This window comes from Cobetia crustatorum, from assembly GCF_000591415.1.
Taxonomy (GTDB): domain Bacteria; phylum Pseudomonadota; class Gammaproteobacteria; order Pseudomonadales; family Halomonadaceae; genus Cobetia; species Cobetia crustatorum.
Genome location: NZ_JEMF01000005.1, coordinates 20728 through 45658 on the forward strand (window position 1 = coordinate 20728; position 24931 = coordinate 45658).

The window sequence follows — 24931 nt, forward strand, 5'->3', positions numbered from 1 at the left end:
AGACGCATCCCACGACATGCGCTGAGCACAACACGAAGCTGAAAACGGTTCCTCGTCGCCGACGCATAATGCGGCTGCCCTTCGGCACGCCCAGTCTAGCGAGACGACATGAAACGGATGCTCATCAACGCGACCCAGCCGGAAGAGCTGCGCGTCGCACTGGTCGACGGACAACGCCTTTACGATCTCGACATCGAGTCCGGGGCCCGCGAGCAGAAGAAAGCCAACATCTATCGCGGCAAGATCACGCGCATCGAGCCCAGCCTCGAGGCGTGCTTTGTCGATTTCGGCGCTGAGCGTCACGGCTTCTTGCCGCTGAAGGAAATTTCCCGCGAGTACTTCTCCAAGGACCCCGGCCAAGGCCGCCCCAACATTCGGGAAGTCCTCAAGGAAGGCCAGGAAGTCATTGTTCAGGTCGACAAGGAAGAACGTGGTAACAAGGGCGCCGCCCTGACCACCTTCATCAGTCTAGCCGGACGCTATCTGGTACTGATGCCCAACAATCCGCGTGCCGGTGGTATCTCACGCCGCATCGAAGGCGAAGAACGCGCACAGCTGAAAGAAGCGATGAACAGCCTGACCCTGCCAGACCGCATGGGCGTCATCGTGCGTACCGCGGGGATCGGCAAAGGCGCTGAAGAACTGCAGTGGGATCTGGACTATCTCGCTCAGGTCTGGGATGCCGTGACCAAGGCGGCTGAAAGCCGTCCTGCTCCGTTCCTGATCTATCGTGAATCCAACGTCATCATTCGCGCCATGCGCGATTACCTGCGCAACGATATCGGTGAAGTGCTGATTGACTCCTCCGAGGTTCAGGATGAAGCCCTGTCCTTCGTGCGCCAGGTAATGCCGAGTTATCAACAGAAGATCAAGCTCTACGAAGATGACGTACCGCTGTTCTCGCGCTTCCAGATTGAATCCCAGATCGAAACCGCCTACCAGCGCGAAGTGAAGCTGCCGTCTGGCGGCGCTATCGTTATCGATCACACCGAAGCTCTCGTCTCCATCGATATCAACTCAGCGCGCGCGACGCGCGGCAGTGATATCGAGGAAACCGCGCTGCAGACCAACCTGGAAGCCTCCGACGAAATCGCACGTCAACTACGTCTGCGCGACATCGGCGGTCTGGTCGTCATCGATTTCATCGATATGACGCCGGCTCGTAACCAGCGCGAAGTCGAGAATCGTGTGCGTGATGCACTGAAGATTGACCGCGCTCGCGTCCAGATCGGTCGCATTTCGCGCTTCGGCCTGATGGAAATGTCACGCCAGCGCCTGCGTCCGTCTCTGGGCGAAACCAGCGGCGTGGTCTGCCCACGCTGTGACGGCCAAGGCACCATCCGTGACGTGCGCTCCATGGCACTCTCCATCATGCGTCTCATCGAAGAAGAGGCCATGAAGGAGCGTAGCTCTCAGATCCGCGCCATTCTGCCGGTGCCGGTCGCAACGTATTTGCTCAACGAAAAGCGCGCCACCTTGTTCGACATCGAGCGTCGTCAGGGCGTGAATGTCGTACTACTGCCAAATCCGGAACTCGATACACCTCACTACGAAGTCGTTCGTCTACGTGATGATCACGTCGATGAAGATGGTGCTGACAAGTCCAGCTTCGAACTGTCCGTCGAGACAGAAGTGGGCAAGGAGCCAGATCCGAATTTCGATAAGCCGCCGGCCCGTACGGAAGCTGCCGTCAAAAGCGTTTCTCACGCTACGCCAGCACCAGTTGCCACACCGGAAGTTGAAGTGGAAGTTGCCCCGACACCTGCGCCGGCCGCCGCTCCTGCTGCACCGAAAGAAACCGCCTCAACGGCTGACAACGATGCTCGCGGCAATAATGGCAAGAACAACAGCAATCGTCGTCGCAACACGAATGGCAACGGCCGTAATCGTCAGGATGCTCGCCAGGAAGGCAGCTCAGACGTACGTAATGACAACCGTCAAAGCTCGCGTAATGACAACCGTCAGGACACTCGTCAAAGCTCACGCAATGACAGCCGTCAAGATAGCCGCACCTCTTCCAGCAAGCCGGCAGTCGTCGCTCAGGCAACGCCCCCTGTAGCCAGTGGTGGCGGCCTTCTGTCACGCCTTGCCAAGGGCTTTAGCCGTCTGCTCGGGAATGATGCAGCCGCTCCGGCGGCGCCGACTAAATCCAGTGAAGCCCGCAAGGCACTGGACAAAGCACGCGAGCGTCGTGAGAGCGTCAGCGACACTGCCACTTCCTCTTCACGCAATGAGAATCGTGGCAATCGCAGCAACGAGCGCAACGACTCACGCAATGACAGCCGTAACGAGGGTCGTAACGACAACCGCAAGGATAATCGTCGTCGCAATGGCGAGAATGATTCCCGCGGCAATGAGTCTCGTAGCAATGACACGACTCGTGCCAACGAGACGGTGCGGAGCAATGACACTGATAGCCGTAACGATAGTCAGAGTGATGGCCGTACCGAAGGACGCAATGGCGGTAACAAGCGCCGTCAGCGCAACGATCGTGGCAATCGTCGCAAGACAAACGAGTCTCGCCAGGACAGCCAGCAGGAAGTTTTCACCAATGAAAGCAAGCCGCAGGCTGAGCCGTCTCAGAAACCCGAGCCGGTAACGACTCCGCAGTCCGAAGCGGCCTCTAATACTTCTGCTGCTCCGAAGGCAGATACAAGCGCAAAAGCTGACAACACTACCAAGCCCGAGACTGCCGCAAAGCGTGATTCCGGCAAGCGCAGTGATAGGCCTGCCCGTGGCGAGAAGCCCAGCAAGGCTGATAAAGCAGAGCAGGTCGATAGCCGACAGGCGCGTGAGTCTATCAAGGCTGCAGAACAGGCCGAGCAAGTCGAACAGACTACCGCTGAAACTCAGCAAGAGACCCGCAACAATCCACGCGAACGTAGTCGCAGCCATGCGCTTAACCCGCAGGCTATCGAAGAGCAACAGACGCTCAAAGCCATGACACTCGCAGGTCCGCAGGCAGCACTGGCGCTGTCCGACGATGCCAGCGATACAGTGGCTGTTCCGGCGATTACCGAAGAAGGCACTGACGGCGCCGTGACGGCAACCGATGTGCAAGCTGCTGCTCCAATTCAGGAAGCTGCAACAACTGAAGCACCGAGTGCTGAAGTTGCCGCTGCAAAGACTGAAACCATCGCTGTCGAAGCGAGTGTTGCCGAGACGCAGACATCTGAAGTGCAAGCTGCTGATACCGAGAGTGCAGAATCCGAAAGCGTCGAACCAGCGGTTGCAGATGAACCGCGCGCAGCCGCTGTCGAAGCCTCTACAGAGGCTGAAGCTAGTGCACCGGAAGTGAAGGCACCGACCGATGAGACACTGAAAGAGAGTGTCGAGCCGCAAGCACCGGTAGCCGAGGCTCCGATTGCCGAGACTGCAGTGGAAGAAGCTGCAGAGATCGCTGAGCAGGCTAGCGAGACACCAACAGCGCACCAGCCTCAGCAGACAGAACATCATGCCAGCCAGCATGACGAGCAGCATGCTGCCCAACAGGACAGTGTTCACCAGGCACAAGCCAGTGACGTTTCTGACATGCAGCAGGACTCCGACGGGACTCCCGCAACAACTGCAGCGGCAGTTGCTCCGGAAGCCGCCGCTGACGATGAAGTGCTCAAGGCCAGCGTGGCACCGTCAGAAGAGGCCGTCACTGCTGAGCCAGTCGCCACAGAAGAGACTGCACCGGTCGAGGCGTCATCTGCCTTCGATCAGCCGGAAGTGGTGGAAGCCGTTCAGGCCGTCGATGTTCAGCCTGCCGAGGCGGTAGCAACGTCCATTGCTACCGAACCGGCCACTGAGCAGCATGTGCCTGAGCAAGCAGCTCCTGAGTCAGTCACATCTGACCAAGATGATGTCGATGAACACATCACCAACGATGAGGCTAGCGTTGTCAGCGAGCCTGCAGAGGAAACGACTGAAGCCTCAGCCTCTGCGCAACGCCGTCGTCGTGGCGCTCGCGCGTACAACGATCCGCGTGAAGTGAAGCGCCGTGAGCGTGAGGCTGCCGAGCAAGCCGATGCGAGCCCTCAGGATGCGACAACTCAGGATGACAATAGCCACACGTCAAACTGAAAAGCTGCGCCGCCCTCACCCTGTCACCAGTGGTGAGGGCAGTTTGCCAACGTAGTGATGAAAACAAAAACGCTCCGCAGAGTTATCTGCGGAGCGTTTTTTTCATGCCGAATACCGGAAGCTAAATGAACGCTAGTCTGGCATGGCCCCCAGCAGACGGGGCTCCTGCTCAAGCGTCACGCCAAAGCGCGTCACCACCGCATCACGAACTTCTGCTGCCAGTGCCAGAAGCTCACTCACCTGCCCACCGCCAAAGTGCACCAGCACCAGTGCCTGCTGGGAATGAATACCGACGTGGTCACGCCGCACCCCCTTCAAGCCGCATTGATCAATCAACCACCCCGCTGCCAGCTTGACGCTACCATCTGCCTGCACAAAGTGTGGCATTGCCGGATAGCGCTGCAACAACGCCTCCACCTGCCCTGCCGGAAGTTGGGGGTTCTTGAAGAAACTCCCTGCATTGCCCAGCACTGCAGGATCAGGCAGTTTTTCGCTGCGCGTGGCAATCACAGCGTTAGCCACTGCCAGCGGAGTGGGTAATTCGCCTGACATGGCATCACTGACACGCCGCACGAGATCTCCGTAACCCAATCGCGGCGTCGCTTCACGCGTCACGCTCAGCTCAAGCCGAGTAATCAACACACGATGCTCAAGCGCCCCCTTGAAGATGCTATCGCGATAGCCGAACTGACACTCATCACGACTCATCCAGCGACAGCTACCATCTTCCAGTGACATCACTTCAAGACGCAACAGGTGGTCGGCCAACTCGACGCCATAGGCACCGATGTTCTGGATGGGGGCAGCGCCGCAACAACCGGGGATCAACGCCAGATTCTCAAGCCCCCACCATCCTTGAGATGCCAGTGTCATCACCAGATCATGCCAACGCCGACCGGCTTCGACATGGACAGTCGCCGACAGGCCATCCTGCGACGGCACTATCGTCAACGCATCGAAGGCAGGCCGCATGACATGTGCATCAAGCCATGGGAGCAGCACGAGGTTACTACCGCCGCCAATCACTATCAGGCGCTCATTGGCTGTCTGTACTGCCAGCACCTGCTGGCGGGCTGCCTCAATGCTGTCAGGCTCACTGAAGCTGCGCGCGCGCGCCGCGAAACCCAGCGTATTGCACGCGGCCAACGACACACTGGATGCCGGCCCACTCGGCTCTCCTCGCCCAATACTTGCGCCTCGCATAACGCTCACATCTGGCCTCGTGGCGCGTGCCCAGAGTGTGACTGACCCTGTGACGCGAGCAGCAAGATCAGCTCTGCACAGGCGCTATCAATCAGATCCAGCACACGCTCGAACGCATCAGCACCGCCAATATAGGGGTCAGGTACCTCTCGGCTGCCTTCGGCCAACGCTGGCAGCGGTGACGGCAAGAAGTCCAGCAGACGACAGATCAGCGCTGGGCTGTCAGCCGGTGCCAACGCCGTGACATTGGCAAGATTGGCATCATCCATCACCAGAATCAGATCAAAGTCACTGAAGTCGCTCACAGCCAACTGGCGCGCCCGCAATCCGCTGATATCATGGCCGCGCTTGGCGGCATGCACGATGGCACGCCTGTCAGGGGGCTCGCCCACGTGCCAATCGCTGGTACCGCAGCTATCAAGCTCGATACATTTACCTAGCCAGTGATGCGCCAACGCGGCATGCAATACACCCTCTGCGCTCGGTGAGCGACAGATATTGCCCAAGCACACCATGAGAATGCGCTGAACCGGCACGTCACGTGCGGCGAGTTGCTCACGAATCATCTGAGAGGCATGAGAAATATCCCCGTTCATCACACGTCTCCTGCATGGCTCGCCAGCCATGCGCGCACCCGCTCAAGATCCTCTGAGGTATCGACACCCGCCGGATGCGCAGTGCAGGCAATCGCTACCTGGATGGCATGCCCGTGATGCAGCGCACGCAATTGTTCAAGCTGCTCAAGCTGTTCAAGTGGCGCCGGCAGCCAGTCGACATACTCGGTCAGGAAACCGGCACGATAGGCATAGAGGCCGATATGGCGAAGCCAGGAGTCAGTCGCCAGCACTGTCGGGGGAGTGGTGAACTGCTCACGATCCCAAGGAATCGGCGCACGCGAGAAGTACAGTGCGCGCCCACGCAGGTCACGCACGACCTTGACCACATTGGGATTGAACAGGCTATCGACACTCGCGATCGACTCGGCTAACGTCGCGATTGATGCACCGGCATCTTCTTCCAAGCGCACGGCCACCTGATCGATCAATGCTGCTGGCAGCAGTGGCTCATCGCCCTGCACGTTGACCACCAGCGTCTCGGGCGCCAGCTCAAGTAGACTGACCACTTCGGCTAGACGGTCGGTACCGCTGGGATGCTCCGCCTGCGTCATCACCACTTCCGCCCCGAAGGCTTCGCATACTTGGCGAATACGCTCGTCATCCGTGGCAATCACGACACGCGATGCCTGGCTGGCACATGCGTTACGCCAGACATGCTGGATCATCGGCTGGCCGTGAATGTCCGCCAGCGGCTTGCCCGGGAGGCGTGAAGAGTTGAAGCGCGCGGGAATCACCACCACAAAGCCATCCGTTGTGGCGTTGAGCAGCGCATCTGACGACAGTGTCACGTCCTGCGGAAGATCACTCATCAGCCGCGGCTCCCCTTGAGCTTCTCATCGACATCCATCTCACGCGCCTCCTCTTCCAACATGACGGGAATACCGTCACGCACGGGATAGGCAAGGCCATCGTAGAAACACTTGAGCTCGGCATTTGCTGCATCATAGGTCAGCTTGGCCTGACATAGCGGGCAGACCAGCAGCGCCAGCAGTTCCTTGTCCATCGAGACGTCTCCGAGGTAATAGCAGGGGAATGATTAAGAAGCAGCATAACGTGAAAAAGTGACGACCGAGCCGCTCGATACAGTGTCGAGCAGCTCATCATTATCGTATCAGAGCGCTTCAAGGCGCTTGGTGAGCCATTCAACCAATGCCTGATCCGGGCGCGCCTCAACGTCCAACGCCCAGCAACGCTCATTGGCAAAGCGACGACATTTCACGGCGTCCTTGGCAGTCATCACCACCGGCAAGTTGTCGGAAAAACGCAGATCCGTCGGCGTAAAGCGATGATGGTCCGCCAGTGGATGGGGAATGTGCTCCACCCCCAACGTGGTCAAGGTACGGAAGAAGCGCTGAGGATTACCGATACCGGCCAATGCATGTACCGAGCCGCTGAACGGCTGATGGCTGGCCGGATAACGTACATCGTCGATCAGGTGACGCCAATGCACGGGGGTCAGCGTCATGCAGTGCGACTCCACCGGCAGCAACGTGCAGTCGATATTGCCATTGGAAATCACTGCATCAACACTGGCCAGACGCGACAGTGGCTCACGCAGTGGTCCGGCAGGCAGGCAACGTTGATTGCCAAAGCCGCGCTCGCCATCCACGACAACCAATTCAATATCGCGCCCCAGTGCGTGATGCTGGAGTCCGTCATCGGATAGCAGAATGTCACAGCCCGCCGCAATCAGGCGGCGCGCTGCACTCGGGCGGTCCGGATCGACCGCCACCGGCAAGCCGGTCTGCTGAGCTAGCATCACGGGCTCATCGCCAGCGTGCTGAGGGTCCGTATCGGCCTGCACAAACAGTGGATAACGCGATGAGTGCCCGCCATAGCCGCGTGAAATGATGCCCGGCCGCCAGCCTTGCTCACTCAGCCAGCGGCCCAACCAAGCCACCAACGGTGACTTGCCGGTACCGCCCACCGTAATATTGCCAATCACGATCACTGGCACCGGTGCCTTCCATACCTCACGCTTGCCGCTGAGGAATGCCTGACGCCGGCGTGCGACTACGCCCTTGTAGACATATTCCAGCGGGCGCAATAGATGCAACCACGTGGCGCCGCGATACCAGGCGTCTACCAGTCGTTCACTCATGCGTCGACTGACTCCCGGAACTGAATGCGATGCAGGGCAGCATAAGCGCCCTCCTGCTGAATTAGCTCCTCGTGGGTACCGTCTTCGATGATCTCGCCGTCATCCATCACGAGGATGCGATCGGCTTTCTCGATGGTAGAAAGACGGTGGGCGATCACGAAGGTGGTCCGGCCCTGGCAGACTTCTTCCAGCGCGCGCTGAATATAACGTTCGGATTCAGTATCCAGCGCCGAGGTTGCCTCATCCAATACCAGAATCGGCGAATCCTTGTAGATAGCACGTGCAATCGCGATGCGCTGCCGCTGACCACCGGAAAGCATCACACCGTTATCGCCAACAACGGTGTTGTAACCTTCGCTCATGCGTTCGATAAATTCATGTGCGTAAGCCGCACGCGCCGCCTGCTCGACTCGCTCAACATCCACCTCACCAGTGCCGTAAGCGATATTGGCAGTGAGATTGGTATTGAACAGCGTGACATTTTGCGAAACCAGTGCAATCTGCTGACGCATCGGACGCAGCTGGTAGTCTTCAATCGCGACATCATCGATCAGAATGCGGCCTTCGGTAGGCGCGTAGAAGCGCGGCAGCAGGCTCATCAGCGTTGACTTGCCAGATCCGGAACGCCCAACGATAGCCACCATCTGGCCAGCCTTCACTTCCAGATCAATCCCCTTGAGCACATCGGGTTGGCGTGCAGCATAGCGGAAGTACACGTTGTCGAAGCGCACACGACCTGCCAGACGTCCGTCAGGAACGAGGGTGCCATTGTCAGGTTCAGGAGGAGTATCAAGCAGACCAAATAGCTCCTCAGAGGCAGCCATGCCTTTCTGGATCTCGCCGTTGACTTCCGTCAGCTGACGTACCGGCTTAGCCATCATCGAAGCGGCGGTGATAAAGCCGACGAATTCGCCTGCCGTCATGCCAGCCATCAGCTCCGGGGCCATCGCCAGCCATACCAACGTTGCCAACGCGATGGCAATCAATAGCTGGATAACCGGAGTCGCCGTGGCCTTGGTCAATGCTTCCTTCATCTTCTGCTCACGGTTGTACTCACTAACCGCGGCAAAACGCGCCTTCTCGAAATCTTCCGCACCGTGGGTACGGACCACGCGATGCCCGGAAAGGGCCTCTGAGGCGACATGCGTCACCTCTCCCATGGAACCCTGGATGCGCTTGGAAAGCTTGCGGAAGCGCTTGCTGGCATAACTGACGACCCAACCGATCAGCGGTGTCACCGCGATGAAGACCAGTGTCAGCTTCCAGTTGGTCCAGAACAGATAGCTGAGCAGCCCCAGCACGAAAAAGCCTTCGCGCATGATGATGGTTAACGCCTTGGTGGCGGCACCAGTAATCTGCTCGACATGGTAAGTCACACGGGTAATCAGGTGGCCAGTGGAATTCTCGTCAAAATAACGCCCCGGCAGATGCAGCATGTGATTGAACACGGTGGTACGCAGCGTATGCACGACGTTACGCGCCACGTCGCTCATGCAGTAGGTGCCAAGGAAGGTACCCACACCACGCACCGCAAACATGCCGATGACGAAGAGAGGGAGAAACAGTCGGAACTGAGCATCTGGATTCTGAATGCCGTCAATCAGGCGCTTCATCATCTCGGCCAGCGCCGTACTTGAGGCACCGTAGATGATGTAGCCCACAATCGCGGCCAGAAACATCTTCCAGTACGGACGAACATAGCCGAGCAAGCGGCGGTAATGAATCCAGGAGGAGTCGCGACTCACGGGGTCTCCATTGACTTTGGCGGCACCCTCAGGGGGTATCCGGTGGTGATATATCCGTCCCGGTACGCGTACTGATACGCACTCGGGTAATACCCACTGCGGCGGCGGCATCCAATGCCTTCACCACCTTGGCATGTGGGGTGCGGCCATCTGCTTCGAGGATCAACCCGAAGCGATCAGCCTGATCCTTGTACTCGGCAAGACGCGTTCCTAGCTCAGACTCGGCGAGGGACTCCTCCCCGAGCGTAAAGTCTCCGCCCGCCGCGATACTCAAGATCAGCGGGGCTTGTTCAACGGCACTGGCCTGACTCGACTGAGGCAGAATCAAATCCAGCGCACGCCGAGAATCAAACGTGGTCGATACCATGAAGAAAATCAGCAACAGGAAGACCACATCGATCAGTGGTGTGAGATTGACCTCCACCGACTCGCGCTGGCGCCTGGGGAACCTCATGATGGCCTCCCGATTCCTGCCCCCTTGTCACCGGCGCCATCCGCACGGCCATCATCACCGAACGGGTCATCCGCATCGCGCCGCATATAGGCAGGCATGTCACTCGGTGTCGTCTCGCGACGATCCTGACCGTTACGGCGATCAATACCATCGTGACTCTCGGCCAGACCCAGCTCGCCTTGATGATGGGAAATGTATTCCACTACCTGCCCAGCCTGCTCTTCCATGTTGACGGTGATGTCTTCCACCCGACGCTGGAAATAGCGGTGAAACATCAGCGCCGGAATCGCGACCGTCAGTCCAGACGCGGTAGTGACCAGGGCTTGAGAAATCCCCCCTGCCAGCTCCTGAGCACGCTCGGCACTGCCGGCATCCACGATCACGGCAAACACATCAATCATGCCCACCACGGTGCCCAGCAACCCCAGCAACGGCGTGATGGCAGCAATCGTGCCCAGCGGGCTCAAGAAGCGCTCCATGTCATGAATCACTGCCACAGCTGACTCTTGCATTCTTGCGCGTACCTGCTCATTCCCCAGCCGCGCATTGCGCAATCCGGCCGCCAACACGTTGCCCAACGGAGAGTGACTCTCCAGCCAATAGACATTGACCTGGCCCTGGCTGATCAGTTCACACACTTTTTGCCCTAGCCCACGCGGCGCAATGCGTCGCGTGCGCAATGTCCACAGGCGCTCGAAGATAATGGCCAGTGCAACGACCGAACATCCCAGAATCGGGAGCATCAAGACTCCCCCAGCGTACAAGGCTTCCAGCATGTGACCTCTCCCTTGGTCTCGATGCCTCTATTACCGGGAGGCAATCATTATTATCGTCGTCAGATGTCGTACGCGTCATCCCTGCCGCGTAAAGCGCATAAATACGCCATGCATCTGATCAATCAGCAGATTTTACCCCAAGGCACCCCGCACTGATACCAGCAGCCCCACGTGCAGGTATCAAGTGTTCACCCGCGGGCGACCACTCCCAACGCAGCGCACCATCCAACCCGCTATGCCATAGACATTCAGCGTGATCCGCCAGACGAACCACCACATCGTCGTGAGGATGGCCGTGCGGATTGTAGCGTCCAGCGCTGATGATCGCATGGCGCGGCGACAGGGCCTCAAGCCATGCATCACCACTGCTGCTGCGACTGCGTGGTGCGCGACGATCAGCAGCGGTAGCGACTTCCCTGCGAGACGTTTCCTCAACTGCGCAATGATCCGGCGCTCTTCCTGTTGGCGGATATCTCCTGTCAACAGTGCCAAGGGTCGCGTTCCGTGCTGAATCAACACGACGCAAGAATGCGCATTATCATTGCGTGTTTTCAGCCCTTGGGAAGGCCACAGTACTTCCATCATCAGAGACTTGCCTTCAACGTGACCGAGTACGACCTTGCGCCCTGCCACACATGCCTTGAGAGGCACTGAAGCAAGCCCGCCGGCCTTTTTGAGGAGTCGGGTACGCTGCCCATCTGGCACCCACAGTTCAACAATATCTGCGGCCGATAGCGCCGAGACGCCTCCCGCATGGTCCTCATCGGCATGGCTGATGATGACACCTTGTGACGCGCCCTCAGATGATAGCGATGGCAACAATGAGGCGATCCGCGGTGCACCATAGGTTGAGCCAGCGCCGAGATCATAGCGCCAAAGGCGAGGAACGGACGGCGTGGCCAAGAACTGCAATGCATCCTCCGAACTCACCCCGATCACCAGCGAGACGGCCAGTCCTTGTCCAACATCATGCACCGTTACGCTGAGCGCGGGACCATGCGACGAGCGTGATGCATACGGCCGTGAGCTTTTCATCTCAATGAAAGAAGAAGGCATCAGCAGCGTGCCTCCAAGTGCTAGTCCCCATATCACCGCTACCACGCTGCAGACACGCCTCATGTTCGCATCGATTCCCGGCACTCCGCTTGCCAACCAGGCTGATAGCAGCGTGACCAATGCGGCAGCCAACACCCACGACTCTGCCAATCCTGTCGATACATCCCAGGATGGCCACATACCGTACGACTCGGCGATGGGCGTCAGTGTTGCGACTCCCAGCGCCACTCCGTGTGCTAACCACTGCCACAGCATTCCACTCAATCCAGCTCCGCTTATACCTGCCATCTCCTCTGGAATGAATCCACTCGCCGCCAGTAGATACTCGATGCCTGCCAGCGCCCAGCCCAACATGCCGAGCGGAACGACCAGCAGAGTCACCAGCGGCGCCATGACCAGATTCATCGGTAACGAGAGCAGTGACAACTGCCCACGCCATACCAGCAAGGCCGCGCCCATTGCCAACGACAACAGCCACTGGCTGCGCAAGGTTGCGAGACACCAGCCCATCAAACCGCGTGGGCGTGCTCGTCCCTGCCATGCCAGCAACAGCACAGCCACCGCCACAAAAGATAACCAGGTGCCCGGTCGCCACAGCGCTAATGGGTCCAGTACCAATACCGTGATCAAGGCCAGCATCCACACCTGCCAGACTCCCAGACCACTGCGACCGCTGGCCATCCATAGCCCGACACTTGCCATCAGCGCAGCTCGCAGTGCTGGAGGGGCTAGCCCGGCAAGTAACGCGAAGCTCCAGGCTGCCACGAACGCTAGCCACCAAGGCGCTGCACTAAAACGCCAATCAGCCGGCCGCAGCAGTCGCAAGCTACCGAAAGCGAGCAGTAGCGTCAGGCTGACCATCAAACCGACATGCAAGCCAGACACTACCGCCAGATGCGTCAGCCCCGTGGCATTGAGCGTATTCCAGTCTTCGCGTGTCAGCGCCGACGCACGCCCCAACGTCAAGGCGGCCAGCCAGCGACAGGGGCTGGTGGCCCATTCAATCATCTCAGCGCCTTTCTCATCTCCCCTCTCGATGTTGTCCTCAATGCTCCGGTCGGTATCCCCTTCACAACGTTGCCATAACGTCTGCTCCGCTCGTAAGCGCAGAACTGATAACCCTTGAGGCGATGACAGTCGCTGCGCTCTCTCTTCATGCCTCACATATCCCGTGGCGACCAAGCCTTCGCGCCACAGCCAGCCGACACGATCGAACGCGTCGCGCTCACCAGGGTTGCTGCTACCACTTACCGGCACTAGCCGCGCCACTAATTTCCAGCGCTCACCGACCTGCCAACGCTCAGGAGCGTGGTCGGCCCCCGCTCGGCGCGGCCAATAACGCCGTAGTTGAATATGCTGTCCTTCAAGACGCTGACAAGCGAAGCGCTTGCCCGACAGTTTCGCCGAGGAATTTTTTTCCAAAGTTACTGAACGAAAAGTATCAGGAGCGTTGGCCGTCGAAGGTGCAAAGGGTCGGCAACTCGTAACCTTCAGCACCATACGCGCCGATTCCCTCGGCGAAGGCGCTGCCTGACTCGCCTGCGCAACGCGCCCTTCCAACCAGACCTGCTCGCGCGATAGTGCCCCTGGCATCAGCAACGGCTGATGCAAAAGCCCGAGCATGATGCCCAGCCACAGCGCACCAAGACTTCGCATACCGTTCAACTGACAACGCTTCAGAACATGCCTCAATCGCCTACCACGGAAAGACTCACGAGAACCGCCGACATCAAACCTGACTGTGCTGAACAGCGATAGTAGCAACATGAAGCTAAGCATCAGCCTGGCAGCAACATGGTATCCGTGAGCCACGCATCGGGGCTCAACGTGACATCAGGCGTCAGCCCCTCCGTCGAGCGCGCCTGCCAATCTGCAGCCCATTCACCATGACGAGATAACCACAGACCTGCCATGACACCGATGAGCCATTGCGCCAGACAGGTTGGCGATAGCCGAAACAGTGGCAAATGATGGGAGTTGTTCAAGGTGACTTCCGACATGCCACTCGACACCCTTGGAGGTGACACATGCCGCGTGCCATCGGGCATAGCGGGCTCTTCCTTGTGCTCGGTGCCGGATTAAAAGACGCTGGTTGCGCATGACGGACCGCTTTACTGCACACACAGCATGGCAGTCCTGCAGTCATGTATGGATAATGGCCGGCGTTGAATGCCAAATGGCCAAGTCATGCCTCGTCGTCTACTCAAACGGTTCATGCCAGAACCCGATGCCCTCAGGCGCAAGAAGTCTCTGCGCTTCATGCATCACCTGATTGCTGATCCCGCACTGTGGGCGTTGTCACGGAGAACCGTGGCCAATGCCTTCATGGTGGGTCTGTTCTGTGCGTTATTACCGATACCCTTTCAAATGGTATTGGCGGCTTTTGGCGCCTGGGCTCTGCGTTGCAACCTCGCGTTGTCGGTCGGTCTGGTGTGGATTACCAACCCACTGACCATGCCTGTAGTCTTCTACGCGACCTATCGCGTGGGTGCCTGGATGCTGGATACTCCGACACGAGTGATGCCAGACCAAGTCTCCACGGCCTGGTTTGCCAGTCAGCTGGAGGATATTCTTCCTGCATTGGCGCTCGGCTCGCTGGTCAGCGCTATCGTGATCGCCGTACTCGGTAACCTGCTGGTGCGATTGCTGTGGCGTTATCAAGTCGTACGTAGCTGGCGCAGTCGCCGCAAGGCGCGAGCCGCCGCTCGCCGTGGCGAAAAATCGAAAACCTGATATTGCTGCTGACTACTGCCTGAATAATTGATCGACACGCTCAGCCATCGCGCACAAAAAACGCCCCCACCATCTTTCGATGGCGGGGGCGTTTTTTATCCAAGCGTTATGGTAGCGCGACTCAATCCTCGTGCAGCTTGCCACCGTCAAGGCGCAGCACACGGTGCTGGTGCGCCGCCAAGCCTACGTCGTGAGTCACGACGATGAAGGCAGCCTGCGCCTCACGCGCGATATCGTCCATCAACTCCAGAATGCGCGCGGCAGTGGTCTGGTCCAGATTGCCAGTCGGCTCGTCCATCAGCACCAGGCTTGGGTCAGTGACTAGTGCTCGTGCAATTGCCACACGCTGACGCTCCCCCCCTGACAGCTCACCAGGCTTGTGATTGGCACGCGGCCCCATGCCTACTCGCTCCAACAGCTTACGCGCCTTGATGGCGGCTTCAGCACGCTTCTGGCCACGAATAATCAGTGGCATCGCCACGTTTTCTTCGGCGCTGAACTCCGCCAACAGGTGGTGAAACTGATAAACGAACCCGATGTGTTGATTGCGGAAGCTGCCAAGGGCCGCCTCATTCAATGTGGAGAGACGCTGGCCTGCCACCTTGACCACGCCCTGACTCGGGTGGTCAAGCCCGCCGAGCAGATTGAGCAATGTCGTCTTGCCAGAGCCGGAGCTGCCGACCACCGCGACTCGCTCACCAGCACGCACGCACAGCTCCAGATTCTCCAGCACCTGCACTTTCTGCGGGCCTTCATCGTAGCTGCGACTCAGGCCTTCACAGATCAGCATCACCTCGCCCTGCGGACGGTCGGAAGCAGGCGTGGACATGGCAATCTCTCCAATGACATCAGAACGGGGTGACACGTCAGAAGACGAAGAGGTGTTACTCATAGCGCAGCACCTCCGCTGGTTGGATGCGCGAGGCGCGCCAGGCCGGGTACAGCGTCGACAGGAAGCTGAGCACCAGCGCAGAGCCGATGATCACACCCATATCACTGGCCTCAAGGCGCGAAGGCAGATAGCTGATGAAGTAGACATTGGGATCAAGGAACTGGATACCGAAGGTCGCCTGCACCCAGGCAATGATGTCAGACACGCTCAACGCCAAGGCCACCCCGGCAATGGCGCCGATCACGATGCCCATTACCCCGATAGTTAGCCCCTGTACGATAAAGATACCCATGATGGTGCCGGGCTTCGCGCCTAACGTTCGCAGTATCGCGATGTCGGCATGCTTGTCAGTCACCATCATCACCAGCGTAGAGACGATGTTGAAGGCCGCGACAGCAACGATCACCATCAGCAACAGGCCGATCATGTTCTTTTCCATCTGGATTGCCGCGAACAAGTTGCCATGTGTACGCTTCCAATCCATGCCGCGATATTGCGGCCCAAGCTGACTGACAATATCTTGCGTCACCTGATCTGCGCTGAACAGGTCATCCAGCTTGAGGCGAATACCCTGAACATCGCCTTCCTTGAAGCGTGCAAGCTTGGCCATATCACTGATATCGGTATAGGCCAGACTGGCATCCACATCGGCGCCGACCTTGAAGATACCGGTCACCGTGAAGCGCTTGAGACGCGGAAAGATACCGCCTGGCGTAATGGAGGCCTCAGGCACCAACAACGTGACGCGATCACCCACGCCAACGCCAAGATTGCGCGCCAGTAACTCTCCCATCACGATGCCCCAACTACCGGGCGTCAGATCCGCGAGACTGCCGTGTACCATATGATCACTGATGATGGAGACCTGGTCTTCCGCCTTCGGATCAACCCCCGTCACCAGCGCGCCCTTGTTGCGGCCATTGGCAGTAAACATGCCCTGCTGCTCGATATAGGGCGCAGCACCGACGACGTGCGGCTTTTCACGCAACTGACCGGCAAGTGTCTTCCAGTCAGTAACACTATCGCGTGCCTCGACACGTACATGGGGCACCATGCCCAATACACGCGTACGCAACTCGTGGTCGAAGCCGTTCATCACCGACAACACTAGAATCAGCACGGCGACGCCCAGCGACAGGCCCAGCATCGAGGTCAGGGAAATGAACGAAATGAAGTGATTACGGCGCTTGGCGCGGGTATAGCGCAGGCCAATAAGAAAGGGTAAGCGATCCAGCAGCATCGAAGTCGATTCCTTGGGTCAGGGTCGCGGGTCATGATACGCATTCCGCGTGCTCGGCGCATGGGGCCACAATCGAATGCAGTTTGCCAGCCCTCATATGAGGACAGCATGAACCACGTGGAGGCATGAAGGATAAAGAAATCGGCAGGTAATTCTCAGAAGGCTAGCACCTGCGCATGGCTCTGCTATCATCGCGCGCCGTACGTTGCCCAACCGCTCGCCTATTCATGTTTCAGCCATCAGGGAGATGCCTATGGCCACCCGACTGTTCGCCGAATGGCATCCACAGGACGCCATCCAGCTCAGCTGGCCCAGCCCGCACAGCGACTGGAACGAAATGCTCGAGAGCATTGAAGCCACCTGTGAAGCCATGGCGATTGCCATCAGTCGCTATCAAAAAGTACTGATCAGCGTCTGCGATGAAGTAACACGCGAGCGCCTGGCGTCCCGTTTTGCAAGTTTTGGCATGTCAGCCGAGCGCCTCCATCTGTATGTCGCGCCATTGGACGATACCTGGGTGCGTGATCACGGTCCGATCGCCATTGAACGTGATGGCAAGCCAGTATTGCTCGACTACACCTTTACCGGCTGGGGCGGCAAGTTCGAAGCGGCGCGAGACAACGCACTGACACGCACGCTGGCCAAGCAAGGTGTCTTTGCCTGCCCAGTGGAAAGTCGTGACTTCATTCTCGAAGGCGGCGCGATCGAAAGCGATGGCCAGGGTACACTGCTGACCACTGAAGCCTGCCTGCTCAACGACAATCGCAACGCTGGATTGAGTCGTGAAGAGGTCGAATCCCAGCTCAAGGCCGACTTCGGTGTTGAACGCATTCTGTGGCTGACCCACGGCCATCTCGAAGGCGATGACACGGATAGTCATGTCGATACACTGGCGCGTTTCTGCGACCCACGTACCATCGCTTACGTGCGCTGTAACGATACGCGGGACCCGCACTACCCGGCGCTCAAGGCGATGGAAGCCGAGCTTGAAGGCATGCTGGATGCCAATGGCGACCCCTACTTCCTGGTGCCGCTGCCATGGCCTGACGCCTGCTTTGATCCCGATGATGGCCATCGCCTTCCCGCGACCTATGCAAACTTCCTGATCATCAACGGCGCGGTACTGGTACCGACCTATGCCGACCGTCACGATATGGCTGCTCTGAAAGCCCTCGCGAGCGCCTTCCCGAAACGCGACATCATTCCTGTCGACTGTCGCGCCGTGATTCGCCAACATGGCAGCCTGCACTGCATGACCATGCAATTGCCGCGTGGCACGCTTGCCGATGTCGCCGTGTCATCTCATCAAGGAGACTACTGATGCCTGCTTCTCGCCGTACGCTCAAGGTCGGTGTTGTCCAGCAACAGGCTTGGCCTGACAAGGCCAAAAGCCTGGCGGCCAGCGAGGCGGCCATCCGCCGTCTGGCAGCAGACGGTGCTGAGCTTGTAATGCTGCAGGAGCTGCATGCCAGTCACTACTTCTGCCAGACCGAAGACACTGACCTCTTCGACCTCGCCGAGGCCATCGATGGGCCGACGACTCAGCGTCTGGCAGACCTTGCTGCTGAACTTGAGCTGGTCATCGTCGGCTCGATCTTCGAGCGACGCGCAGCGGGCGTCTACCACAACACAGCAGTCGTGCTCGACAAGGCCTCTGGACTGGTAGGCACGTTCCGCAAGATGCATATCCCGGATGATCCCGCTTCTACGAGAAGTTCTACTTCACGCCGGGCGATGCCCCGAGCCTGCAAGTGCCACGACGTGGTTTCGAGCCCATCGATACCTCCGTGGGGCGCCTTGGCGTACAAGTCTGCTGGGACCAGTGGTATCCGGAAGGCGCACGCTTGATGGCACTCGCCGGTGCAGAGCTGCTGCTCTATCCCACCGCGATTGGCTGGGACCCGCGTGATGACGAGGCCGAGAAGGCACGTCAGAAAGATGCCTGGACACTGATCCAGCGTAGTCACGGCGTCGCCAATGGCGTGCCGGTGATCGTTGCCAATCGCGTCGGTCATGAGGCAGATCCTTCTGCCGCCAGCGATGGCATCCAGTTCTGGGGGGGGAGCTTCATCTGCGGGCCGCAGGGAGAGCTTCTCGCGCATGGCGGCGTTGCGGCCGAAGAGCTATTGGTCGAGGTGGACCTGACACGGAGTGAAGACGTACGCCGCATCTGGCCCTATCTACGTGATCGCCGCATCGATGCCTATGGCGACCTCACTGAACGCTATCGCGACCGCTAGTCCCTAGCGTCATGCTCACCACACACCACAAGGGCGCCTCTCGAGGCGCCCTTGCTGCTTGATACTCAAGTTTCTCAGTAACATGACCACTGCATCATTTATCGCTTTGCCACTTCACCTGTCGACCCACCTCTGTCACCTATAGGTGACTTGCCATTGGCGTCGAGCTACGCTAAACAATATAACGCGATAACAATAATCAGCTTAGGCCTGCCGACATCAGGACGCATACCATGCCCGAATACCAGTTGATGGCCCGCATCGAAGCGGCCTTTGATGAGCAAATAATCGCTGCAGAACAGGTCATTACTGCGGTCAGCGAGGAAGATTCACCATTATGGCGAATGGATGGTGGTACTGCCGACATCGATTGGCTGCGCTTGGCTCTGCAAGATGTCTGGTATCAAGACGGTCAGGATGGCCGCGTGACTCGCCCCTACCTCGGGGTGGTAGCAGCTGGATCTGCGGTGATAGATGCAGTGGCCGAGCTCAACCTGGCCAAGGAACGTCTCGCTAGACTTTTCGCTGAACTTCGCGAGAAGTACCCTGAGCAACTGTCGGAGCTCAAGGCGATTCTGCCTTTCCGCCATCCAGGATTGAACCAGCACCTCAGGGGTGATGGCCTTGCTCGACTGCACCTAAAACAATGCTGGCGACGCGTGCCAGTCGCAGAAGCCTCTGTCGCTCGCGTACGTTTTGCCTGGTACAGTTCTGGACGCTCCATCCAGCGCATCAGCGTGGCAGATTGCGAGGCACTGCTGATGAAGCTGGATACTGAGGCCGAGCATGTTCGCTTGCAGCTACGGCTGCTCGCGGGCCTACCTCCGGATGAGATATTGACACGCATACAGCCACAGGCACCGCTGATGCGCGCCAACCTGTTCTATCGTGAGCCGGTACTGCGTGACGATGGAGAAGCGCCTCGTACACGCCGTGCATTGAACGTGTCGTTACCGCTATTCCTGCCTCACGATGACCTGCGCCTGCCCTCCCTCAATCAACCGCCGAGCACGCCACCGACAGAGCGTACGCGCGCACGGCGTGGCGATGTTCGCATTGAGGATGAGCCGTTCCTCAAGAGCTTGCGTGTACATCGTTACCGCTGACGGTTGCTGACGGATGCTCAAGCCAGCTGGCAGACGAGATGAGGCTGATGGGACAGAGTGTTAGAGATCCAGTGCCGACTCGGGCAATCGCTTGAGATGCATGCGGCGCGCCAGGCGGATAATTGGCTTGAGGGTCAACTGCACGGAGCCAATCACGAAGAGCCAGACGCCAAGTGTCATCCACTGCTCCCAGAAGAAACACACACTACCCACGGTGAACAGTATTCCTAACACCAGCTCATTGATGATGCTGGCCAGTTCATAGCGGCGGTGGATAATCAACTCTTCGCGGCCGAGGCGGAAGGTCAAGTCCGTTGCCGGATCGTCTTCAAGTGTGTCTTGCGTATCGTACGCCGTATGCTGACTCATGCATTATTCCCCTATCTTTGCCAAACCACCGTGCCAATACCAAAAGGCCTCGGCACCAGAAGTGCCGAGGCCTTTATCGCTCGTTATCACTGACAGGCCATCATCAGAACAGACGATTCAATCCATTCATGGCTGCCACACGATAGGCTTCCGCCATCGTCGGGTAGTTGAAGGTGGTATTGACGAAGTACTTGAGCGTATTCGCCTCACCTTCCTGCTGCATGATGGCCTGACCGATGTGCACGATCTCGGAGGCCTGATCACCGAAGCAGTGAATGCCCAGGATCTCCAGCGTATCCCGGTGGAACAGAATCTTGAGCATGCCGACGGTATCGCCGGTGATCTGAGCACGCGCAGTGTCCTTGAAGAACGCCTGCCCGACTTCATAGGGAATACGTGCTTCCGTTAGCTCCGACTCACCACGACCCACCGAACTGATCTCGGGGATGGTATAAATGCCGGTCGGCACTTCGCTGACAAATTTGAAGTCTTCGCCCAGCAGATTGGCAGAGGCATAACGCCCCTGATCATAGGCAGCTGAGGCCAGGCTCGGCCAACCGATCACATCACCCACAGCATAGACGTGGTCCAAGCTGGTACGGTACTGCTCATCCACTGTCAGTTGGCCACGGCCATTGGCCTGCAGGCCAACATTCTCGAGACCAAGACTATCAGTATTGCCTGTACGGCCATTGGCCCATAGGAAGGCATCTGCACGCAGCTTCTTGCCTGACTTCAGATGTACGACCACACCGGACTCATCGCCCTCGATGCGCTCATATTCCTCGTTGTGGCGTACCAGCACCCCGTTATTACGCAGGTGATAGGACAGCGCATCGGAAATCTCGTTATCCAGGAACGACAACAGACGATCACGCGTATCGATCAGATCAACCTTGACGCCAAGACCCGAGAAAATAGAGGCATATTCAGAGCCAATAACACCAGCACCGTAGATGATCAGCGTGCGTGGCGTATGCGACAGACCCAGGATGGTGTCGGAGCAATAGATGCGCGGATGACGGAAATTGACGTCAGCCGGACGATAAGGGCGAGAGCCCGTCGCGATGACGACCTTCTCGGCATGTAGCTCCTCGACACCCTCATGGGCATCACGCACCACGACGGTGTGCTCGTCCTTGAAACGCGCCGTCCCGAAGAAGACATCAATGCGGTTGCGGGCGTAGAAGCGCGTACGCATCTCGACCTGCTGTTCGATGGTACGGCGCGAGCGCTCCAGTACCTTGGGGAAGGAGAACCAGCGCGGCTCACCAATGTCGCGGAACATGCGATTGGTGTTGAACTCGATGATCTGCTTGACCGCGTGACGCAGCGCCTTGGAGGGAATGGTGCCCTTGTGGGTGCAGTTGCCACCCACCGAAGACTGCGCCTCGATGACTGCGACGCGCTTGCCATGCTTGGCTGCATTGACGGCAGCACTTTCCCCCGCCGGACCGGTACCGATCACGACCACATCGTAGTTATAGACTGCCATGAGACTCGCTTTGCTCCTTGATTGTTCGTGAGCCGGCCCTGCTACCACAGGTCACTCTCATTGAGAGCAACTCCGTCATAGCAGAACCGGCGGCTGGCCAGTCGTCAGGCCGGCAGGCATTGAGCCATGCGTAGAGTCACGTATAGCAAATCAGCGACGCGGAGCTTCGTAAGCCAGATCACTGGCCGGCTTACCACCGCTCTGTTCCATCAAGCGCTGACGATCCTGTTCTTTCTCGCACTCCTCGTCCTTGCCACCGCAGATATCACAGCCATCCTTGAGCCCGAGGTTATTGAGTCCACCACAAGAACCGGCAATCGGCTTGCCACCCATCAATACCCCGACAGCCATTGCTGCAATCAGCAGCAGCATGGCCGCGAACACCAGTAACCAGATAGTCATGTCAGTTTCTCCCGGGGTTATCCCCCTACGGAACGGGCCTGTGTCTCGTGATAGAGCATCATGAGGATAGGCACCGTCATACATCAGACACAGGCAACGATTCAGAACTGCTTAGTGAACCGTCTTGCCTGCAGACTTGTCAGCTCCTGCGACCGGCGCATCCTTCAGGTAAGGCGCGAATGCCGGACTCCAGGACTGCTCGAAGCCATCTTTGGTTTTGACAATGAAGTAGGCCGCAATGTTCTCACGTTTTGCCGTCGCCATGGCCTTGTCAGCGCCCAGCACGTTAAGTGCCGTGGCCCAGGCATCAGCCGTCGAACAGTTCGGCGTGATCACGGTAACGGAGGCCAGACGATGCTGAATGGGCCGACCGGTACGTGGATCAATGGTATGCGAGTAACGCACACCATCCTGCTCGAAGTAGTTGCGATAATCACCAGAAGTGGCCACCGCCGCATTGCCCGGATTGATGATGCGCTGCACGGAACGCTCGAATGACTTCGGCGCTTCGATAGCGATCCGCCATGGTTTACCACCAGGTTTCTCGCCCTTGACGCGAATCTCGCCACCGACCTCAACCAGGTAATTCTCGATACCCTTTGCCTCGAGCGCATCGGCCACTCGATCAACACCGAAGCCCTTGGCGATACCCGATAGATCGGTGTACACCGGCTTGCGTTTGATCACCGTATTACCATCAAGCTCAAGTGCCAGGTGATCGACCTTGGCCAAGGCTTCGGCAATCTGCGCATCACTGGGCGCCTTGTCCAGACGTGCATCCGGTCCGAAGCCCCACAGGTTGACCGCAGGACCTACCGTGACATCAAAGGCACCATCCGAACGGTTACCGACATCCTGCGCCTCACTGAGCACATGCGCCAGATCATCAGACAGCGTGACGGGCACATCCACCGGTGCCTGATTCAGTTTCGAGAGCTCCGAGGTGTCCTTGTAGGTCGACATCTGCCAATCGACCTTATTCAGCGCCTCGACACTGGCTTGTTTGAGGTCTGCCACCTCATCCGCATCCAGATCCCCCACTACACTGACGTGGAAACCGGTGCCGAAGATGGGCCCGGCAAAACGGTGCAACTCAGGGTTGCTGGAATTTTCACAGCCTGCAACCAGCAGGGCCAGCCCTATGAGGGCCGGCCCTGCCAGTCGTCTTGCGACGCGTGACATCATCGATCAACCACCGAAGTCATCGAGCAGGATGTTCTCCGGCTCCACGCCCAGGTCAGTCAGCATCTTGACGACCGCGGCGTTCATCATGGGCGGACCGCACATGTAGTACTCGCAATCTTCAGGGGCTGGGTGATCCTTGAGATAATTCTCATAGAGAACATTGTGGATGAAGCCTGTTGCTCCTTCCCAGTCGTCCTCTGGCTGCGGATCAGACAGCGCCAGATGCCACTCGAAGTTATCATTTTCTTCGGCCAGCAGGTCGTATTCCTCGTTATAGAACGACTCGCGCATGGAGCGCGCGCCGTACCAGAACGAGATCTTGCGCGTAGAGTTCAGACGCTTGAGCTGATCGAAGATATGGCTGCGCATCGGCGCCATGCCAGCACCACCACCGATGAAGACCATCTCAGCATCAGTGTCCTTGGCGAAGAACTCACCAAACGGCCCCATCACGGTGATCTTGTCGCCCGGCTTCAGAGAGAAGACATAGGTGGACATCAGACCCGGAGGATGTTGGCTGTTGGGCGGCGGCGTCGCGACACGAATGTTGAACTTCAGGATGCCGTACTCTTCCGGATAGTTCGCCATCGAGTAAGCACGAATCACCGGCTCTTCATTCTTGTGCTGAATGTTGAACAGGCCAAACTTCTCCCAGTCGCCACGATATTCTTCATCGATGTCGAAGTCGGAGAACTTGATATCGTAAACCGGCGCTTCCAGCTGAACGTAACCACCGGCGCGGAAGTTGACTTCCTCACCTTCCGGCAGTTCCAGGTTCAACTCCTTGATGAAGGTCGCGACGTTCGGGTTGGCGCTGACCGTGGTTTCCCACTTCTTGACGCCGAAGATCTCTTCCGGAACCTCGACCTTCATGTCCTGCTTGACCGGTACCTGACACGACAGACGCCAGCCTTCCTTCTTCTCACCCATGGTGAAGTGGGACTCTTCTGTCGGCAGGATGGAGCCGCCGCCTTCAGAGATCCGACACTTGCATTGGGCACAGGAACCGCCGCCGCCACAGGCGGAGGACAGGAAGATGCCATTGGCTGCCAAGGTCTGCAGCAGCTTGCCGCCGGCCTGGGTTGTCAGGGTATTGGCAGGATCGCCATTGATCTCGATCTGGACGTCGCCACTCGAGACCAGCTTGCTGCGTGCTGCGAGGATCACGAGCACCAGGCCGATAACGACCACGGTGAACATGACAACGCCGAGCACGATGATGGAAATATCAACCATGTCGGTTTCCTTA

Annotated in this window: 21 protein-coding genes and 1 pseudogene; 5 read left to right on the top strand and 17 right to left on the bottom strand. The window is 58.3% G+C overall.

Annotation, left to right across the window (positions count from 1 at the left end; translation table 11 throughout):
* Positions 1–108 precede the first annotated feature (108 nt).
* Positions 109–4068 carry a ribonuclease E gene (gene rne / locus BF12_RS0100860; RefSeq protein ID WP_024950612.1) on the top strand — a complete coding sequence of 1320 codons (3960 nt, stop codon included), beginning with the start codon at positions 109–111 and terminating at the stop codon, positions 4066–4068.
* A 132-nt stretch (positions 4069–4200) separates the two neighbouring features.
* Here rne and murB read toward each other — a convergent pair whose 3' ends face one another.
* From murB to BF12_RS0100910, 10 genes are all read right to left on the bottom strand, one after another.
* Entirely contained in the window at positions 4201–5271 is a 1071-nt protein-coding gene (gene murB / locus BF12_RS0100865) for a UDP-N-acetylmuramate dehydrogenase (protein WP_084487909.1), read from the bottom strand.
* Positions 5272–5276: 5 nt separating this feature from the next.
* Positions 5277–5867 carry a low molecular weight protein-tyrosine-phosphatase gene (locus BF12_RS0100870; protein WP_024950614.1) on the bottom strand — a complete coding sequence of 197 codons (591 nt, stop codon included), beginning with the start codon at positions 5865–5867 and terminating at the stop codon, positions 5277–5279.
* Positions 5867–6697: a 3-deoxy-manno-octulosonate cytidylyltransferase gene (gene kdsB / locus BF12_RS0100875; protein ID WP_024950615.1), complete on the bottom strand. Its 831-nt coding sequence runs from the start codon at positions 6695–6697 to the stop codon at positions 5867–5869. Before kdsB ends, BF12_RS0100870 begins: the two co-directional genes overlap by 1 nt.
* Positions 6697–6891, bottom strand: coding sequence for a Trm112 family protein (locus tag BF12_RS0100880; RefSeq protein WP_024950616.1), 195 nt, complete (start codon positions 6889–6891; stop codon positions 6697–6699). Before BF12_RS0100880 ends, kdsB begins: the two co-directional genes overlap by 1 nt.
* 108 nt (positions 6892–6999) lie before the next feature.
* Positions 7000–7989 carry a tetraacyldisaccharide 4'-kinase gene (gene lpxK, locus BF12_RS0100885; RefSeq protein WP_024950617.1) on the bottom strand — a complete coding sequence of 330 codons (990 nt, stop codon included), beginning with the start codon at positions 7987–7989 and terminating at the stop codon, positions 7000–7002.
* Positions 7986–9734: a lipid A export permease/ATP-binding protein MsbA gene (msbA, locus tag BF12_RS0100890; protein ID WP_024950618.1), complete on the bottom strand. Its 1749-nt coding sequence runs from the start codon at positions 9732–9734 to the stop codon at positions 7986–7988. The genes lpxK and msbA overlap by 4 nt, the downstream gene beginning before the upstream one ends.
* Before the next feature lie 28 nt (positions 9735–9762).
* Positions 9763–10188 (bottom strand): ExbD/TolR family protein, encoded by a 426-nt coding sequence (locus tag BF12_RS0100895; RefSeq protein ID WP_024950619.1) that lies wholly within the window; start codon positions 10186–10188, stop codon positions 9763–9765.
* Positions 10185–10964: a MotA/TolQ/ExbB proton channel family protein gene (locus BF12_RS18085; RefSeq protein ID WP_024950620.1), complete on the bottom strand. Its 780-nt coding sequence runs from the start codon at positions 10962–10964 to the stop codon at positions 10185–10187. Before BF12_RS18085 ends, BF12_RS0100895 begins: the two co-directional genes overlap by 4 nt.
* A 180-nt stretch (positions 10965–11144) precedes the next feature.
* The gene (locus BF12_RS0100905) at positions 11145–13676 is read right to left on the bottom strand and encodes a ComEC/Rec2 family competence protein (RefSeq protein WP_024950621.1); all 2532 of its coding nucleotides are present in this window, start codon (positions 13674–13676) and stop codon (positions 11145–11147) included.
* A gap of 122 nt (positions 13677–13798) precedes the next feature.
* Positions 13799–14020 carry a hypothetical protein gene (locus BF12_RS0100910; protein WP_024950622.1) on the bottom strand — a complete coding sequence of 74 codons (222 nt, stop codon included), beginning with the start codon at positions 14018–14020 and terminating at the stop codon, positions 13799–13801.
* A 187-nt stretch (positions 14021–14207) separates the two neighbouring features.
* Between BF12_RS0100910 and BF12_RS0100915 the strand changes: the two genes are divergently transcribed.
* Positions 14208–14753: a DUF2062 domain-containing protein gene (locus BF12_RS0100915; protein WP_024950623.1), complete on the top strand. Its 546-nt coding sequence runs from the start codon at positions 14208–14210 to the stop codon at positions 14751–14753.
* 121 nt (positions 14754–14874) lie between these two features.
* Here BF12_RS0100915 and BF12_RS0100920 read toward each other — a convergent pair whose 3' ends face one another.
* Both BF12_RS0100920 and BF12_RS0100925 read right to left on the bottom strand, forming a co-directional pair.
* Positions 14875–15582 carry an ABC transporter ATP-binding protein gene (locus BF12_RS0100920; protein WP_024950624.1) on the bottom strand — a complete coding sequence of 236 codons (708 nt, stop codon included), beginning with the start codon at positions 15580–15582 and terminating at the stop codon, positions 14875–14877.
* Positions 15583–15637: 55 nt separating this feature from the next.
* Positions 15638–16882, bottom strand: a complete 1245-nt coding sequence (locus BF12_RS0100925; RefSeq protein ID WP_024950625.1) for a lipoprotein-releasing ABC transporter permease subunit — start codon at positions 16880–16882, stop codon at positions 15638–15640.
* A gap of 256 nt (positions 16883–17138) precedes the next feature.
* On the opposite strand from BF12_RS0100925, the gene BF12_RS0100930 reads away from it, so the two are divergent.
* From BF12_RS0100930 to BF12_RS0100940, 3 genes and pseudogenes are all read left to right on the top strand, one after another.
* A complete protein-coding gene (locus BF12_RS0100930; RefSeq protein WP_024950626.1) occupies positions 17139–18206 on the top strand; it encodes an agmatine deiminase family protein in 1068 nt (355 codons plus the stop codon).
* Positions 18206–19125: pseudogene (locus BF12_RS18090) on the top strand (carbon-nitrogen hydrolase). The gene BF12_RS0100930 and the pseudogene BF12_RS18090 overlap by 1 nt, the downstream one beginning before the upstream one ends.
* 233 nt (positions 19126–19358) lie before the next feature.
* On the top strand, positions 19359–20231 hold the full coding sequence (locus tag BF12_RS0100940; RefSeq protein WP_024950627.1) for a hypothetical protein: 873 nt from the start codon (positions 19359–19361) through the stop codon (positions 20229–20231).
* A gap of 60 nt (positions 20232–20291) precedes the next feature.
* Here BF12_RS0100940 and BF12_RS0100945 read toward each other — a convergent pair whose 3' ends face one another.
* From BF12_RS0100945 to nqrF, 5 genes are all read right to left on the bottom strand, one after another.
* Positions 20292–20600 (bottom strand): YrhK family protein, encoded by a 309-nt coding sequence (locus BF12_RS0100945; RefSeq protein WP_024950628.1) that lies wholly within the window; start codon positions 20598–20600, stop codon positions 20292–20294.
* Between the two features lie 103 nt (positions 20601–20703).
* Positions 20704–22095, bottom strand: a complete 1392-nt coding sequence (gene sthA, locus BF12_RS0100950) for a Si-specific NAD(P)(+) transhydrogenase (protein WP_024950629.1) — start codon at positions 22093–22095, stop codon at positions 20704–20706.
* A 150-nt stretch (positions 22096–22245) separates the two neighbouring features.
* Positions 22246–22497 (bottom strand): (Na+)-NQR maturation NqrM, encoded by a 252-nt coding sequence (nqrM, locus tag BF12_RS0100955; RefSeq protein WP_024950630.1) that lies wholly within the window; start codon positions 22495–22497, stop codon positions 22246–22248.
* Between the two features lie 111 nt (positions 22498–22608).
* The gene (locus tag BF12_RS0100960) at positions 22609–23682 is read right to left on the bottom strand and encodes an FAD:protein FMN transferase (RefSeq protein ID WP_248623585.1); all 1074 of its coding nucleotides are present in this window, start codon (positions 23680–23682) and stop codon (positions 22609–22611) included.
* A 3-nt stretch (positions 23683–23685) separates the two neighbouring features.
* Complete coding sequence (gene nqrF / locus BF12_RS0100965; RefSeq protein WP_024950632.1) at positions 23686–24918, bottom strand: NADH:ubiquinone reductase (Na(+)-transporting) subunit F; 1233 nt, start codon at positions 24916–24918, stop codon at positions 23686–23688.
* Between the last annotated feature and the right edge of the window lie 13 nt (positions 24919–24931).